The organism is Chryseobacterium pennae, from assembly GCF_003385515.1.
GTDB classification, from domain to species: domain Bacteria; phylum Bacteroidota; class Bacteroidia; order Flavobacteriales; family Weeksellaceae; genus Chryseobacterium; species Chryseobacterium pennae.
The window spans coordinates 96,169-112,827 of the sequence record NZ_QNVT01000021.1 but is presented as its reverse complement, the minus strand read 5'-3'; the positions used below and the strand labels follow the sequence as shown (position 1 = coordinate 112,827).

The following is a 16,659-nucleotide window of genomic DNA, read 5'->3' as shown; positions in this document are numbered from 1 at the left end:
CCAAAAAATCAGGTAACAATAATTTTAATAGCTCGTCGGGAATATGCATCCTCAAAGTTAATCTCTTATTTGTTCCTCCACAACTTTTAGCACTGATCCGATAAAACCAAAATTTTCATAGCATCTTAACAATCGCAGCTCTACTACACTTTTAAAAATTTAACAGAAAACTTTATATCTGTCATGATATTTTCTCTACCTTTAGTGATATAATATCAAAAACACACAAATGTATAATGAAAAAAAACGTCTCAAATTCTGAGAGGATTTCTGAGAACCATATAGCAGGTATTAACCGTGTGGTCAAGCTTGATGTTGTGGTTAATGGAAAACTTATCAGTCACTTTAAACACTTTCTTTACGGCAGAGCGCCAGAAGCCACCACTACTTTGAGCTTACTTTAGCACATGACTCTCTTGATGAAGTACAGAGCCATAATTTAGAACAGGCACAGCAGTTTCTGGGGAAACGTCTGACCGTTACTTTTAAATATAAAGATGCTGAAAATGAAAGCCCCGAAAGAACATTTGTCGGTGTGGTTACAAAAGTGGCATTCAGTCAGGAAAAAATGAGCCTAGGAAATATTGTACTCAAAGGCTACAGTCCAACTATACTAATGGATTCTGCACCCCATACTCAAAGTTTTGGAGGCAGTCAGACCGTAAACACTTCTGTCATTGCTGACAACATCATTAAAGAGACATTGGGAACAACTCAATTTGATTTCAGAATAGACACCCAGAATAAAAGCTACATTAACTATAGTGCCCAGTATTGTGAAACTCATTACAATTACCTGACAAGATTAGCAGAAGCCTATGGAGAGCAATTTTACTATGATGGGTATGTACTACACTTTGGCAAGCTCCCCGCTCATGAAAAGCCCATCCAACTCATTTATGGAAGCAATGTTAATGATCTTCAGGTAGAGTTAAAAGCAGTTCATACAAAACCCGAATACTTTGGGTATAACAGCAGCAGTCATGCTAAAATGAATGGTTCTGACAATACTATAAAGCATTTAGGAGACCTATCATCCAAAGCCTATGAACTGAATAAAAATATTTTTAAAACCCGTTCACTGACTCCCACCCCTATTAATGCCAATATGTTTTTGGATGTGGATGATTCCCAAAGAAGTGCAAGAGGAAGTAAAGCTGTAGAAGTTTTTACTGTATCTGGGAACACAACTATTCCTTTCCTGTTTGTAGGTTGTATAGCAGATATAGACATGAGAAAACAGGACAGTAACGAGACCTCTCACTTTACAACTTTGATGATAACAGAGGTAAGCCACGAAGTTGATGCCAGAGGATATTATACGGGAAGTTTTGAAGCCATAGCTGAAGGAACAGGCTTCATGCCTAAACCAGATTTTGTAATGCCGAAAGCAGAGCCACAGGTAGCCACTGTAGTTTCCAATATCGACCCTTTAAATCAAGGAAGAATACAGGTGCAGTTTGATTGGCAGTTAAATGATACCACTCATTTTATCAGAATGATGAGTCCTGATGCAGGGGGTACAGATGCAGTAAGCCAGAACAGAGGCTTTGTAGCTGTTCCAGAAATTGGAGACCAGGTAATGGTTAACTTTGAATACCATAATCCAGATTTTCCCTTTGCAATGGGTGGTATGTTTCACGGAGGTGTAGGATTGGGAGGTGGTATGGATAACCGTGTAAAATCCCTACAAACCAGAAGTGGACATAGATTGATATTTACAGAGGATGAAAGTATTTTATTGACTGATAAAAGTGGTAATGAATTGAGATTTGATACAGAGGGAAGCAGCATAAACATTACAGCCCCTGAAACCATCACCATAAAATCCAAGAACCTAAAGTTTGATATTGAAGAGAATATTGAAACCAAGGCAGGCAAGAACATGGATACCAATGTTGGGCAGAACATTAAGATTATTGCTAAGCAGGAGATTAGCCAAGACAGTGGGAAGAAAACTATCATCAATGCTGGAACCAATACTGAAATATCAGCAAAAGCCCACTTAGACCTCTATGGTAAAGAGAAATTTATAGGCTATACCGATGGACAAACAGAGTTTGGGGCAAAATACAGAATGCATGTGTATGGTGCTAACTCATTACTGACAGCTAAAGATAAGATTGAGTACAAAGCACCTCAAATGAATAAACTTCCTGAGAATGGGAAGTTTGAATACAACAAGGAAAAGCAATTAGTAAACATTCAATGGATGGATGATGAAGTTGAAAATAATATACAACAATCCCATCGAGGAAATAAAGTTAGTGTTTTGGCATATACAAGAAACTATGAAGAAGGAGAAACTGTTAGCCTAAAGGTAATTGATAAAAATGGTAAAGAAATTAGGGATGGGCAGAAAGAACTTATTTTATCAGGAACTGTTGATAAAGAAGGATTTGTAATGTTGAGAGAAGCAATAGAAATACCCAAAACGAATAATAAATAATAAAGCATAATGGATGAATTGAATTTAGTACTATCAGAATTTGATGGAAAGAGCATCCTTGATTGGAATGTTACTTTAGATATAAAAGGTGCAAAAAAATATATTTTAGTTGCAGGGATAGATTATCATACTGGAAACTCTTTTATTAAATACTGCAATGATTATAAAGCAAAAATTATTGCAAATAATAAGAGTAAAGAAGATTTGACATTTATCATTATTGACATGAAGGGGACGATTGAAACTATAGATAATGGAAAATCAATATCTGTTGAAAACTATGATAAAATTTCTAAAGCAAACTATCCAGCAAGTAAAGGACATGGATTTGATTCGTTAGGCAAATCAAAATACGTTACCAAAAAGAGTATTTATGAGATTGTTGAGAAAATTGGAACTGATGACCCTAATACATTGCAAGAAGTAAATGTTTTTTCACATTCTTATGCACTAGGTCCTATTTTAGGTAACTCAAGAGAAACTGATGCCATTGATTTAGACATGAGAGTAAATGATGTGAAAAATAAAACTTTTGATTATGCAAAATTTCAAAAAGCTTTTACACCAACTGGTCTCGTAAAAATTTGGGGATGTAATATGAATCGTTTTACTAATAATTTGATAAAGCAAATAATGAAGAGTAGTAAATATTTAAGAGATGGAAAAACCTCTGATTCTACTATTTTCACTATAAAAGATACTCTTTTTCAAAATGGAGATGGAACTCAGCATTCAGTTTCAGAATATATCTACACAGACTGTAGAACAGCTCCTAAAAATGGACTTTTTCAAATGACAATGTTGCAAGTAAAAAAACAGTTTGCAAGAAATTATTGGGATTCATATCCTGCTTGGCTTTCAAACAACTGTAATATTAAAGTTTTGTCAGCATTACCTTCCACTTATGCTTTGTTTAGCAGTCCTGATTTATTTAGAATTTCAGATGACACTAGAGGCAATATAAATTTTTTTGAAAAATATTTGAAAATTACAATTGGTGAACACAACTATGGTATCTATGACCAGAGTACTGTTCAAGAAATGCTTAAATTTGGTTAAGATGAAAAAATACTTAATATTTATAATTTTATTCACTTGTTATAATGCTTTTTCTCAACAGTTTAAAAGCACAAAGTTTATTGATAGTGATGTAGATAGTATAAGACTTATTACAGTATATTACCCATCAATGGATGAAATACATGAGTTGAAACCAAGAAATACAATAGATTTCCCACGTATACTTAGTGATGAAGAAATAAAAAAACAAAAAGCAATTAGTCAGGAAGATTCAATAGTGAAAAGCCAAAACATTCCTAAAAAAATTGATAGTTGTAAATTAAGTAACTTAGAAACAAGAAAAGTTTTAAATCTAATTAAAAAGCCAAATTACGGGCATGCATTACCAGGAGAATATGACATCCAATTAGACTTGTATAAGAATAATAAAGTGGTTCAAATTGTTACAATTTCTTCTCAAACAAAAAACCTAGTTATTAAAAAAGCAGGATGCAAAACCCATATTGATGAAGATGGGCAAGAAATTGACCCTTGCTTTTTTAGAGGGATGGTTTCAGAAAATTTAAAGAAATACATTGTTAGTTTGTTGAAAAGTAAAAAACTTTGGAATAAAGAACAACAATTTATGGAGGATTATAAATGATATACTATGTCTCAATATATAACAGATACCACCCAGCTAAAATGTGATAAAGGAGCTTCACAAACTTCACTCACAGTAACAAGTCAATCTTTTATGAAGATTGAAGGGAAGCTAGAGGCTACAGAGGAAGACAAGCAACCTAACAGTAACATTAAACCCTTTGGTGTATGCAGTGTTTTAAGGTCTTCCTGCACTCCTTCACCTGTTAAATGGGATAATACCTCTGATTTTGAAATTGAGGGTAAAAAAGAGCTGTTGGACAATTCTACTTGTCAGTGTTCTGTTGGTGGTAAAATATCTGTTGTAAAGTCAGCCCAGAACTTTGTTGAAGAGTGAAATATAGACTGATTTTAATACTAAAATACAATCTATTATTTGTTTAAATAACTAGTTTATAATCATTTTGTTATAATGTGAAATAATGACTTTTTTTATTTTGATGAACATTCATTTTTACCATCACCAGGGCAGAACAAAATATTTTCTGTCAGGTAAATGATTGGATAGTGTCAAAACAAAACATAATTTATCCTTTACTTCCCTAAATTAGTCTGGCACAAACAATATATTTATTCCAAAGTTGCTGCTTCATAATCTCTACTATGAAACACTCTGTTTAGTTACCCGTTATTGAAAAAAACTCATAAGTTTAGGCTTTCAGTTCATAGCCCAAACCGTTACCTCATTTTTCTTAGGATATCAATTATATACCCTTGTTTCTTCTTTAATTGGTGATATATTCTCTTCTTTATTTAAACGAAATTAATTATTATTTTCCTTTTAATGCTATTAATTTATGTTATAATTATTTGATTTATTGTGATGTTATGAATGTTTTTCTATAAAATCTCTATTTCATTTGTGCGTGAATTTTAATGGTGTTATATTGGCAATCTAAAAACCAGGAACTTAATAATTAACTTATTGGTAGTATTCACTACTTAGCAAAATCACCTTACTATAATCTTTATTCCAAAGAGGGATAGGATAGAAGTAAACATGATATCATTTTTGTTGAGAGATTAACTAGTAAAAGTTGAGCATTTTTAAATTTTAAACATAGGATGGAGTTAAATAATTATACAATAATTGAAAGTAGAATTTCAATGAGATTTTTGGAATTAAACCAAGATTTCTATCTGAAAAATATTATTTTTTTTTAATCTGTATACCCTATAAAAAAGGCAATACATGGTAGCAAAGAAACAGCTGATAGAGCAGAAATTTGCTAAATATTGTAAATTATGACAGAAACTTTTTTTACACAAGGTAAAGATTATACTTTAGGGATGCCTCATTTATCCCTAACCGGTCTCTCCGAAAATTGGTTCTTAAAAGAATTTGGTGATCATCACTGGAATTTGATTTCTGGTAGCCTGGGAATTTCTACAGACAAACTTGTAGATCATTCCGGTGAACGTCTCTATGCCAGTTTTGTCAGAATAAAATGGGAATCAGATAAAGATCTATCTGCATTTAAAGAAAATGATCCGATCCGAATTACCAGCGAAATTTCCAGATTCGGTAATAAAATGTTCTTTTCAGAACAGGAATTAACAGGAGCAGATCATAAAATAAGGGCTTCATTAATGACTGTATTTTCTGCAAGAACTACAGACAATACAGAATTGCAAAAGTCAGCTCCCGTAAAGCAGGCAGACGAAAAAACAAGAACTCATAAAAAATTACCTGAATTTGCCAAAGGATTTCTGCAGATGAAAAGCAATTTGTCGGATACAGATAAATCAGAGTGGTGGCATACATTTGCCGGGAACAGTTTTAAAGTTACTTCTCATTGTATTGCTCAATATACTTATCAGATAGATCCATTCTCTGATATTAATGGTGTTGGACTGTTATATTTTGCTTCCTATCCAATGATCAACGACCGTTGTGAACGTAAGGTCTTTAACGAACTGGATATTGAGGATAGTGATTGGACCCAATCCAATGTTTGTTTGTCCCGCGATATTTTTTATTTCGGAAATGCAAACCCAAAAGATGAGCTGGTTTATGAACTGAATCATTATGAATTCCTGGAAAAAAATAAAATTCAAATCTCTTCTTCAATATACCGAAAAGCAGATCGGGCACTGATTTCCAAACAGTTTGTCGTTCGTGAATTTAAAAAAGAATGGACAGCGGAAATAGAGAAACATTCAGATGAACAGACAAGACCGTTTGTACAGCAGCCTGAAAAGATTGAAGATTTTACAGAAAACAGAACCTCTATAGAAAGAACAGAATTGATTCAAAAGATTGGAGGAATTTTATCCGAAATGCTTGGAGGAGTAACCATTTCATCCAAAACTGATTTATCTCTCCTTGGAATCGAATCCATTTTGTTTATGGAACTTTCTGAGCAACTGAATATTGACTTGAATTTGAATACAAATCCTAGTAAGTTTTATGGAGCACAGAACTGTGAAGAAATTGCTGATATAGTTTTGAACAGATCGGGAAACACAGTTAAAGCATTCGAAATTGAAAAGGAAAAAACGAAGGACGAAATTGCTATTGTAGCAACCAGTTTCAAATTGCCCGGAGCGAATACAGCAGAAGCTTTTTGGGAAATCTTGAAATCCGGAGAATCAGTCATTGGAAGTTTACCGGAGGGAAGATGGGAATGGCCGAAAGAAATAAATCCGGAAATCTTACATAAAGGAATAGATAAAGGAGGTTTTATTACCGGACTGGATGAATTTGATCCTTCCTTTTTCTCTATTTCTCCCTTAGAAGCTGAATTAATGGATCCACAACAACGTTTGCTTCTTCAGCTATCCTGGGAGCTTTTTGAGCGTGCAGCATATCATCCGGACAGGTACAGAGGAAAAGATATCGGAGTATTTATTGGTGCAAGCGGAAGTGATTATGAACAGCTTTCATACAACTCTACATCTGGAATCAGTGTAACCGGAAGCGCATCTGCACTTCTTTCCAATCGTATTTCCTATTTCTTTGACCTTAAGGGGCCTAGTAAAACAGTTGATACGGCTTGTTCGTCATCATTGGTTGCCCTGCATGATGCGATTTTGGCATTACAGGCAGGAATATGTACACAAGCCATAGTTGGTGGAGTTCATTTGATGTGTAACAGTGCAAAAACCATCTCATATTATACTTCAAAAATGTTAAGTGAAGATGGAAAATGCAGTACGTTTGATCAAAATGCAAATGGTTATGTACGGGCTGAAGGAGCTGTCTTGTTCTTATTGAAACCACTGAGTGAAGCAGTGGCAGATAACGATGAAATTCTTGGAACGATCAAAGGATCAGCTGTTAATCACGGAGGAAGAGTAAGCGGAATAACCGTTCCCAATCCTAAACAGCAATCTGAATTGGTTATTGCTGCATTGAAAAATGCAAATTTAACGATGAGTGATTTGTCTTATCTGGAAGCTCACGGAACAGGAACATCATTGGGTGATCCAATTGAAATCAACGGACTGAATGATGTTGCCAATAAAATGAATGGTGAAATAAGACCTAATAGCTGTGGACTTGGTTCTGTAAAAAGCAACATTGGCCATCTGGAGGCAGCCTCCGGTTTAGTAGGTGTTCTGAAGGTTTTACTGGCAATGAAGCATCGGCAAATTCCTCCTACCATCAACTATAAACAGTTAAATCCTAAAATAGATCTGCACTCAGGTCCTTTCTACATACAGCAGAATCTTCAGAAATGGGTTCCTGAAAATAAAAATAATACACTTTTTGCCGGGGTAAGCAACTTCGGTGTTGGAGGAACCAATGCTCATGTAATAATTGGATCTCATATCGAACAAGAAAGAATTCAGAAAGTAAGAGATACGTCCTGTCCATTATTGTTTGTGCTTTCCGCAGTTACTGCTGAAGCTTTACGGAAACTTGCCGGAAAGCTGAAAAAATACATCCTTCAAAATGAGAATACAGACTTGCAGGCACTGTCTGCAACATTGCAGATGGGAAGGGCTGAATTAGGGCAACGAATTGCTGTTGTCTCTTCTGAAAAGGAAGAATTAATGTCTGCACTTGAAGATTTTGAGCATCACAAACCCAATAATAGATTGGTTCACGGGAAAGCAAATCCAGATACTGCAAAAGTCCTTCCGGAAAATGCTGACTGGGACCAAATTGCAGCATATTGGGTAGCCGGAGGAACAGTTGATTGGAAACAGTATATTTCTTCAAATATTAAATGGTTAACTGATTTACCGGTTTATCCGTTTGCAAAAGAAAGATATTGGATTCCTGGTTCAAAAAAAGATAAAGTAAAAAATTATAAATCCCATGAGATTTGTAACCACGATAGATCCTGTTTAACTGATGAACTGATCAATTGTTTAATTCCGGATTTAGCGGGGTGGATAAACAAAGACTTTGGGTTATTATTTCCTGAATTAATTCGCGGCATATTTAAGGACAATCATTCTGGTAAACAATATATTCTGAAAAATGTATTCTGGACAGAAGAGAATATGGATTTAAAATCTGGAGACCAGGTTCCATTGAGAATCATCAGAAAAGATGAAGCAGAATATTTTGAATTCAGCAAATCCGGAAAACCTTTGTTTTTTGGTGAAATGCATGAATGTAATAGGGAATATGAGTATAATGAGGTCAATTCCCGGGAAGAAAAACAATTGAATCAACTGGATTCACAGCTGCTGAACCGTAAATTACAGACCGTTCACAACCCTTGCAGAATTCTTGAAATTCATGCAGGAAAAAATAGTTTTGATGGAATAATAGAAGTAAGAACAGGAACTCTTTTCAACGTATTTCAGGGACTCTGGACTATTCGTAAAATACTGGCTTCTGTCAACTCAAAGACAGTCAATTATTCAGCAGAACCAAAAGATTTACTTCCCTATTTTTCAGAAGAAATCAATCTAAAAGGAGATTTAAATCCACTAATGCCATTTAAAATCAAGAAAACCAAAAACAGTTATGACTTTCTGTTATTCAACTCTCAGGGTATCATGCAATTTGCATTCAAAGGAGTAAGAGAAGGAGAAATGATAACGGAATTTTTGTATCAAAATTAAACTATGAGTAAAATCTGTATTATTGGCGGAGGGCCTAGCGGTATTTCCATCGCGCGTAAGCTTTCCACATCCGGAATTGAATATGATTTATACGAAGCTGGAGCCGATTTCGGCGGAGTATGGAATGCAGATGAGCTTTGTGGCCGGGTTTATGAATCTGCTCATCTTATTTCATCAAAGAAAATTACTCAGTTGATGGATTTTCCAATGCCGGAGAGTTATCCGCATTATCCCAAACACGAATTAGTACTCAATTATTGGAGAGAAGTAGCAAGATCTTCAGGGGTTTATAAGCATGCCCGATTCAATACAGCAGTAAAATCTGTTCGTAAAGAGCAAGATGGTTGGAGGATAAATACTGAAAATGGACATTCCGAGTATTATGACTTTGTAATTGTATGCAATGGTTTGCAGCGTATCGGGAGATTTCCCAAATTGAATTTTTCTGATTATACAGGAGAAGTCCTTCATTCCCTGGATTATAAAGGATCTCATCAGATAGCAGGTAAACGAGTTCTGGTAATGGGTGGCGGAAATTCAGGTTGTGATATTGCGGTAGATTGTGTTCATCATTCCACAGCGGTATTTCATAGTACCAGAAGAGGATATTATTATCAGCCGAAATTTATCAATGGAATGCCTACTTCAGACTGGATGCTTTCACTTGGAAATAAATTTGAATCGAAAGAAGAAGGAATGGCTTACATAGAGCAGGTGTTTAAACTTGCCGGGTTCGACGGAACAGACTTTGGATTACCAAAACCTGATTACCCGATTCAAGAGGCACATCCGATTCTGAATTCACAGATTCTGTATTATATCGGCCATGGATCCATTGAACCAAAACCGGATATCAGTAAACTGGAAGGGAAAATAGTTCAATTCGAAGACGGAACAGAAACCGAAATTGACCTGATTATCTGTGCCACAGGCTATGACCGTGACTTTTCATTTCTTGAAAAAGGGGTAGTTGATATGAAAAATGGAGTTCCCGACTTTTTCCTTCATATGGTTCCAAAAAGTATGGATAATCTGCTGTTTATCGGATTCATTAATTCAGCCACAGGTTTTGGAAGTTTTATTGAGTCGAGTGCTAATTTTTGCGTGGAGTATATCCATGCCATCCGATCCGGAAAAAAAGGCCTTCAGCAATTCAAAGAAGCAAAAAATGAAAATATTCCGGATATGGGACAACGGAATTTCCTCGATTCATACAGACATCAATGGGAAGTTGATCTCTGGAAATATCTCAAAGAAGTCAATTATTACACCGATATGTTAACTAACTCCTAATTCACTTTTATGGATCCTATTCAGAGTAAAATGAAAGCCTACCTAGAGAATGAATTAATAGAACTTGCCCGCAAATCACTTGTTGAAAAAGTAAAAACTCCTGACACTGTTGCTGCACACCAGGCTACTGCATTATCATCAGAAATGCATCTTACTTTTATTGAACAGGAACTTACCGAACAATTGTCGGCATTAATAAAGCTTCCACTTGATAAAATTGATGTAAACAGTGGTGTTTCTCAATATGGTATGGATTCGTTGCTCATTACAGAATTTATCAAACGTCTTAGCAGCAAATTTTCTGTTGAACTGCATGCTACCATTTTTTTTGAAGCCAGAAATTTAAAGCGATTGGCGGAAATTATTTATCAAAAAAATCCGGAATTGTTCCAGGAAGGAAAATCGACTGTAGAAATAACAGAAAGAGAGGTCTCCGGGGCTGATTCTGTTATGAAAGCAGAAACACATGCTGAAGAAAAAGCATTGCTGGAAAAATACAGAAGTGTGTTTTTAAGTAAACAGACTGGCCATACGAAAACCCTAGCAATAGAAGAAAAAATAAAACCTTCAGGCTATGAACCGATTGCCATCATCGGAATAGATGGAATGTTTGCAAAAAGTCGTTCCGCAGAGGAATTATGGGAACATCTTAGAAATGAAGATAATTGTATCGAAAGTATTCCTGCTGACCGATGGAATTGGGAAAATCACTTTGGGAACCCACAGAAAGAGAATAAAACGAATGTCAGATGGGGTGGATTTGTTCCTGAAATTGATCAGTTCGATCCTGAATTTTTTACCATTTCACCGAAAGAGGCAGAACTCATGGACCCTCAACACAGGCTCTTTTTGCAGAGCGTCTGGAAAGCTATTTACCGCTCAGGCTACAGCACAGCCTCGCTCTCTTCAAAGAAAATAGCTGTGTTTTTGGGAATCAATCTCATGGATTATCAGCTCAAGCTACAGAAGTTACCGCTGGATGCCATGACCTTGACGGCTGCATCGCATGTCTTCTGCCCAAGCAGAATCGCATTCCAGTTGAACTTGAATGGACCATGTCACGTTATTGACACAGCTTGCTCCAGTTCTCTGGTAGCTATTCATAGAGCTGCACTTGCTATTCAGAACGAAGGTTGTGAAATGGCGATTGCAGGAGCTGCAAATATCATGATGGATCCTACGATGCATATTCAATATGCCAAAACAGGAATGATCTGTGAGGATGGACGTTGTAAAACTTTTTCAAAAGAGGCAAACGGATATGTTCGCGGAGACGGAGTAGGAGCCGTTATTTTGAAGAAGTTAAGTGCTGCTGAGAGAGACAATGACCCGATTCTCGGTGTAATTGTGGGCTCTTCGGAAAATCATGGCGGTGCCTCTGCTTCGTTAACTGCACCGAATCCGCTTGCACAGGCAGAACTGATCAAAGAAACGATCCGAAAATCCTCCATAGATCCGAGAACCATCAGCTATATTGAAGCGCATGGAACTGGGACAGCATTGGGAGACCCGATTGAAATCAACGGAATGAAAATGGCTTTTTCTGATTTGTTTTCAGAACAAGGAATCAGCAGTCCACCCAATGGATACTGTAAAATAGGTTCTGTAAAAACCAATATCGGTCATGCTGAAACGGCTGCAGGACTTGCAGGGCTTGCAAAGGTGCTATACAGTATGAAGCATCGCTATATTCCCAAATCATTGCATTCGGAAGATATTAATCCGTTGATTGATCTGAAAAATACACCGTTTATTATTGCTCAGAGTGGTGATAATTGGGAAGAAGTTCAATTAAATGGACAAAAGTATCCATTAACAGCTGGAATAAGCTCTTTTGGTGCCGGTGGTTCCAATGCACATATTCTTGTTACTGCCTATCAGGATAAAAATAAGCAGCCTGTTCAGAAAGAGAAAAAGAAACTGATAGTTCCCGTTTCAGCCAAGTCTGAAGATAGTTTAAAAAAGTATATTATTGCTTTACGGGCATTTTTATTGGGAGATTCTCATCAAAGAAAACCTGCATTATCTTATATATTGAAGAAGGAATTACTTCGATGGTTTTCAGATCACCTGAGCATTTTGCAGACAGAGATCAGACCCGACATGAGTTTTGAAGAACTGAATATTCAGCAATTTGACCTCGTTACTTTTGCTGTCTATTTTTCAGATCACTGGAACATTGATCAACTCCAGCATGAAATCATAAATACCACATCCGTTGCTCATTTAATAACTCATATCGAAAGCAAATGGGGAAAAGAATTACAAACGTTTTATAAACTGCAGGTTGTAGAGGAGAATATAAGAACCGATATTTCTCTTCACAATCTGGCTTATACTTTACAGGTAGGACGAGATGAATTCCAGTATCGTTTAGCCTTTGTTACAGATTCAATTGAAGATTTATTACAGCAGTTGACAGCTTACCTGGATAACGTCTCTTCTCCGAAAAAATATTTTGAAGGAAATACACGAAAAGATAAGATAGAATTGTTGCTTACCGGAGAAGCTGGAAAAGCATATATTGATGCAGCAGTCCGTTTTTCAGAATTGAATTCATTGGCTGGTTTATGGACAAAAGGAGTGCAGATAGACTGGGAATTATTAAATTCTTCCCATGTTAAAAAAATAGAATTGCCACCTTATCAGTTCAAAGAAAAGCGTTTTTGGATAGAAATAAATGATAGAAAACCGGATGAAACTACAGAAAAGTTGCCGGTAATTATCCACAAAAATCTTGATGCCACATCGGAAACAGCTTCAGTGAGTTACTACCAAAGTACCTGGAAACAGGGAAATCTTGTGCTGGATGCAGATGTTACTTTATCCCCAGCCGATACAATTGTTCTGATCGATGCTTCGCAAGAGCTTATCGCTTCAGTATCGGAATCTCTGGACTGTAAAGTACTTCATCTTTCTTCATCTTCTTCTGTTGATCTGTTTGAAAGAGTAAAGAAAGAGATTCTTAAAAGTATCACCAGCAAATCACCATTGAATCTTACTGTTGCGGGATTAACTTCTCACTATCATTGTTTTGGATTTTTACGCGGATTAATCAAATCAGCAGAGCAGGAATGTTCCTGGTTTACAGGAAGAATTCTTGGACTGGAAGATTTTAATGCTCCTGAAAAATGGGTGCAGATCCTAAAAAATGAATTCAATACTGCTTCCAAAGAGATCCGCTACCAAGGAGGAATCCGATCAGTGTGTACGCTGAGGTCTGTGAATCTTACGGATAACCGAAGCATTTCCTTTCGCCCGGAAGGGGTATACCTTATTACAGGCGGATTTGGTGGTTTAGGTATTCAGTTGGCCAAGCACATCAGCAGGAATTATCCAACAGCTACAATTATTTTATCAGGACGGAGAACAGCCAATGCAAAGCAGCAGGAGTTACTGTCAGATCAACCTTCCTGGAGATACATTCAAACCGATGTAAACGATACCGTTTCTGTTGAAAGACTCATAAGCCAAATCAAAGAGGAATATGGATATCTGACCGGAATCATTCACGCTGCCGGTGTTCTCAGAGACAGTTTATTGGTTCAGAAAACCCACGAAGAAATCAAAGCAGTGTTTGATCCTAAGATTTCAGGGATTATAAATCTGGACGAGGCAACCAAAGATGAGTCCCTGGACTTTTTTGTTAATTTTTCTTCTGTATCTGCCGTATTGGGCAATATTGGTCAGTCAGATTATGCATCCGCGAATGCCTATCTGGATGATTACACACATTACCGTAATATTTTAGTTGAACGCGGAGAAAGATACGGACAGACTCTGAGTATAAACTGGCCGTTGTGGCGTTCTGGTGGCATGCAGATCGACGAGTCCTCAGAACAGTACTTAAAGCGACATTGGGGAATGGAACCTCTTCCAACCAATTTGGGAATGGAAGCCCTGGATGCTATTTTGAAAAGCAGCTGTTCTGTGGCGGGATTGGTATACGGTGATCAGGATATTCTCGAAAATAAATTTTATAATCAACCTGTAATCACTTCTAAGAAACCAGTGCTGAAACCGGTTATTGATAAAACAATGCAGGAAGAAGTGTTTCGAAATAATCTGCTAAAGCTGGCCGCTGATATATTGAAGTTGGATGCTGCAGAAATGGATACGGAACTCGAATTCGGTGAATTTGGTTTTGACTCGATTTCACTGACCCAATTTTCCAATGCGCTGAACGAAGCCTATGATCTTCATCTGATGCCTACCATTTTCTATAACTATCCTACACTTCATGAGCTAGGTTCATTCCTGCTGGAAGAACATACCGATCATGTGGTAAAGGAAAATACATCATCTTTCGAAGAAAACGAATCAGTTTTCGATATTCCGGAAGAAATAGAAAATGAAGAAACAGTAAAAATACATTCACAAAGAATTGAACGGGAAGAAGTTGCAATTGTTGGTATTGCCGGGCGACTGCCAGGAGCAGAAAATCTGGATATCTTCTGGAAAAACCTGGTCAATAAACATGATGCAATTTCGGAAATTCCTGCAGACAGATGGAGTTGGAAGAATTATTTCGGCGACCCGTTTAAAGAAAAAAATAAAACTAAGGCAATTCATGGCGGATTCATTACCGACATTGACAAATTTGACGCCTTGTTTTTTAATATTTCTCCGCATGAAGCAGAGTTGATGGATCCGCAACAACGTATTACATTAGAATTGGTCTACCATTTATTTGAGAATGCTGCCATTCGTCCGGAAGATTTAAAAGGAACAGATACCGGAGTTTTCGTTGGGGTTTCATCCACAGATTATTCCGTTCTGCTAAAAGAACATGCAGATGTAGTAAGTGAAGCCCATTTTTCCACGGGATATTCTCATGCTGTTTTGGCCAATCGAATTTCCTACCTGTTTGATCTGCATGGTCCTAGTGAGGCTATTGATACAGCTTGTTCCAGTTCGTTGGTTGCAATTCACCGGGCGGTTGAAAACATCAGATCCGGAAACTGTTCTATGGCTGTTGCCGGAGGAGTTAATGCTTTACTGGCTCCTGACTTAACATTGTCATTTACACAGGCTGGAATGCTTAGTGAAGATGGAAGATGTAAAACATTCGACAAAAAAGCAAATGGCTATGTACGTTCGGAAGGAGTCGGATTTATTTTGCTGAAATCATTGAAACAGGCAGAAGAAGATGGAGATACCATTTTCGGAATTATTAAAGGGAGTAATGAAAATCATGGCGGAAAAGCCAATACATTAACATCTCCGAACCCCAAAGCACAGAAAGATTTATTGGTAAATGCCTATTTGAAAAGTGGAGTTTCTTTGACGGATGTAACCTATATTGAAACTCATGGTACCGGAACTCCTCTTGGAGATCCGATTGAAACGGAAGCATTAAAAGCAGCTTTTAAAGAAATTGCTGCCGTTCAAAATTTACCGATAAAGAATAAATTATTTTGTAAGCTCGGAAGCGTAAAAACAAATATCGGTCACCTTGAATCCGCTGCAGGAATTGCTGGTGTACTTAAAGTGATTCTTAGTATGCAGCATCAAACATTGCCGGGCAATCCTCATCTTACTTCTCCAAATGAATATCTGGAGCTGGAAGGAAGTCCGTTTGAATTGGTAAAAGAAACACAACACTGGAAATCCGATAAACCGAGAATTGCAGGAGTGAGCAGCTTTGGATTCGGAGGCTCAAATGCCCATGTAATTGTACAGGAATATCCTAAAAAAACATCGGATTATTCTTCAGGAAATGAACCGGTTGTGATTTGTTTATCTGCCAATACGAAGTCTGCACTTCAACAATTGAAGAGTAATTACCTGAATTTTATTCAGGAAAATAAGCACACTGATCTGAAAAATATGGCCTATACACTCCACATTGGGAGAGAGGAACTCAAATACCGTTGGGCAACAGTTGTCTCTGACGTAGAGGAACTGAGAGAAAATCTTTATGAAAATAAGGCTGAGAAAGTATTTGAAGGACTGGTAAGCAAATCAAAAGGAAAAAAAATAGGAGAGCTTCAGGAATTGACGGAACTGGCAACTGCTTGGGTTGAGGGCTACATTGTGGATTGGACGAAACAATACAAGAACAAACAACCTGTTAAGTTGCAATTGCCCAATTATCCGTTTGCCAAAAACAGACACTGGATCCCGGTTAAATCAATTGGATTGAAGCCCGTAATTGTTGTTAAAGAAACTATGAAAACAAAACATTCCGGAAAGCTGCATCCCTTGTTGCATCAGGTGAAATAAGAGAA

General features: G+C 36.9%; 7 protein-coding genes. All 7 read left to right on the top strand.

Going from position 1 to position 16,659, the window contains the following annotated elements:
• The first annotated feature begins 460 nt into the window (after positions 1 to 460).
• A complete protein-coding gene (locus DRF65_RS29185) occupies positions 461 to 2,449 on the top strand; it encodes a type VI secretion system Vgr family protein (protein WP_394337822.1) in 1,989 nt (662 codons plus the stop codon).
• A gap of 9 nt (positions 2,450 to 2,458) precedes the next feature.
• Positions 2,459 to 3,508: a hypothetical protein gene (locus tag DRF65_RS19470; protein WP_115972410.1), complete on the top strand. Its 1,050-nt coding sequence runs from the start codon at positions 2,459 to 2,461 to the stop codon at positions 3,506 to 3,508.
• Between the two features lies 1 nt (position 3,509).
• Entirely contained in the window at positions 3,510 to 4,112 is a 603-nt protein-coding gene (locus tag DRF65_RS19465) for a hypothetical protein (RefSeq protein ID WP_123947394.1), read from the top strand.
• Between the two features lie 6 nt (positions 4,113 to 4,118).
• Positions 4,119 to 4,448, top strand: coding sequence for a DUF4280 domain-containing protein (locus DRF65_RS19460; protein WP_115972408.1), 330 nt, complete (start codon positions 4,119 to 4,121; stop codon positions 4,446 to 4,448).
• A gap of 908 nt (positions 4,449 to 5,356) precedes the next feature.
• Positions 5,357 to 9,136 (top strand): Pnap_2097 family protein, encoded by a 3,780-nt coding sequence (locus tag DRF65_RS19455; RefSeq protein WP_115972407.1) that lies wholly within the window; start codon positions 5,357 to 5,359, stop codon positions 9,134 to 9,136.
• 3 nt (positions 9,137 to 9,139) lie between these two features.
• Complete coding sequence (locus DRF65_RS19450) at positions 9,140 to 10,429, top strand: flavin-containing monooxygenase (RefSeq protein ID WP_115972406.1); 1,290 nt, start codon at positions 9,140 to 9,142, stop codon at positions 10,427 to 10,429.
• 30 nt (positions 10,430 to 10,459) lie between these two features.
• A complete protein-coding gene (locus DRF65_RS19445) occupies positions 10,460 to 16,654 on the top strand; it encodes an SDR family NAD(P)-dependent oxidoreductase (protein WP_165852272.1) in 6,195 nt (2,064 codons plus the stop codon).
• The last annotated feature ends 5 nt before the right edge of the window (positions 16,655 to 16,659 follow it).

What these genes read in the sequence shown, in the direction of transcription:
- DRF65_RS19470 (WP_115972410.1), top strand. Translation starts at nt 2,459, where the DNA reads ATGGATGAATTGAATTTAGTACTATCAGAATTTGATGGAAAGAGCATC.
- DRF65_RS19465 (WP_123947394.1), top strand. Translation starts at nt 3,510, where the DNA reads ATGAAAAAATACTTAATATTTATAATTTTATTCACTTGTTATAATGCT.
- DRF65_RS19460 (WP_115972408.1), top strand. Translation starts at nt 4,119, where the DNA reads ATGTCTCAATATATAACAGATACCACCCAGCTAAAATGTGATAAAGGA.
- DRF65_RS19455 (WP_115972407.1), top strand. Translation starts at nt 5,357, where the DNA reads ATGACAGAAACTTTTTTTACACAAGGTAAAGATTATACTTTAGGGATG.
- DRF65_RS19450 (WP_115972406.1), top strand. Translation starts at nt 9,140, where the DNA reads ATGAGTAAAATCTGTATTATTGGCGGAGGGCCTAGCGGTATTTCCATC.
- DRF65_RS19445 (WP_165852272.1), top strand. Translation starts at nt 10,460, where the DNA reads ATGAAAGCCTACCTAGAGAATGAATTAATAGAACTTGCCCGCAAATCA.